1 protein-coding gene and 1 pseudogene are annotated in these 1,207 nt (G+C 61.9%); both read left to right on the top strand.

Going from position 1 to position 1,207, the window contains the following annotated elements; all coding sequences use genetic code 11:
* Window positions 1-384, top strand: a pseudogene (locus tag ACFHWY_RS28565) (hypothetical protein); the annotation flags it as partial.
* 404 nt (window positions 385-788) lie between these two features.
* Window positions 789-971 carry a hypothetical protein gene (locus ACFHWY_RS28560; RefSeq protein WP_416583338.1) on the top strand — a complete coding sequence of 61 codons (183 nt, stop codon included), beginning with the start codon at window positions 789-791 and terminating at the stop codon, window positions 969-971.
* Window positions 972-1,207: the final 236 nt, after the last annotated feature.

Genomic DNA, 1,207 nt, shown 5'->3' with positions numbered 1-1,207 from the left:
TCCGACACGCCGACACGGGCACCATCACTCACAGCCACAATCGATCATGAAACGGCCGTGGGCGCCGACCCGACCGTCGTCACCGGCTGGATCGCCGAGACACAGGCCGAACGCCTCCGCGCCGAGCAACACCAGCAAGCAACAACCACGGCCAGAGCCTCAGACAAGGCCAACCATTTCACCGAGGAAAAGATCATCGCGATCATCGAAGAACTCGGCGACCTGGTCACCGCGCTACGAGACGCCGAGCCCGAACACAAACTGGAGGTCTACCGCAACCTCGGACTACACCTGACCTACAACCCGGAAACACAAACGGTGCGGGCAAGTGTCGACCTTGCCGCGCACCGTTGGGATTCGGTTTGTGTCCGAGGGGGGATCTGAACCCCATCGCGCGGCATTCGCGCCGGAAGTCGGCGTGACGCATGGACAGTAACCTAGCAGAACGGCATTACCCGGCGGGCCGAGGAAGATCGGGAACTCGTTGTAGTTCTACGCGCCAGTGCCCTTCCGCTGAGGGTCGACCGGTTGCTGTTCGCTGCGGTCGTGCTCCCGCGGGCCAGCAACCAGCTGCAGCATCGGGTACCCCGATCACACCGTCACTGCCGGCCTGACCTGGACAGGACGCCAGATCCCCCTCACTGTCAGGCACGAACAGGACAGTTGTGCGCGGGAGGTCAAGCGGCTTCGTCTCCGCGGTCAAGCCATTGACCCACTGCAACGACGTCACGCCGGCGGTCAGCACTGCCGCTGCTCCGAGCCCTGCCCACACCTTCACGTTGTTCTCCATGTCGATCGAAGTGCTGGTCGACCGTCCGGCCGGGACGCCGATGGAACAGTCAGAGACTCAGGTTCAGCTTGAAAGGGATGCCGTTGAGAGGACCATCGGGAGGCGGCTGGTTGCGCTCATGACGCTGCCGATCGAAGTCTTTGGACGACGGGATTCCCCTGGAGACCAGGTACTTCGTTGATCAAAGCTTGATAGACGGATTCCCGAAACGCCGCAAGCTCAGGAGTCAGCTCGTTTCTTGGCGCTTGGGCGGTTCCTGGTTTCACTGATGACGTGATTGATAGAAGGGGGCCTGGTCCGTGGAGCCGGATAACCTCGTGGCGTTCGGTGAATCCGAACGCTGCGTCCTCTCCGGAGGCACGGCCGTTTCAACATCATCCGGCAAGGCCGAGGATGGTGAATGGCCTGTTCATGTCG

The sequence above is a fragment of the Micromonospora sp. LOL_024 genome, from assembly GCF_048060415.1.
Lineage (GTDB): Bacteria > Actinomycetota > Actinomycetes > Mycobacteriales > Micromonosporaceae > Micromonospora.
The sequence above is the reverse complement of the archived record's forward strand: the minus strand, read 5'-3'. Positions and strand labels throughout refer to the sequence as shown.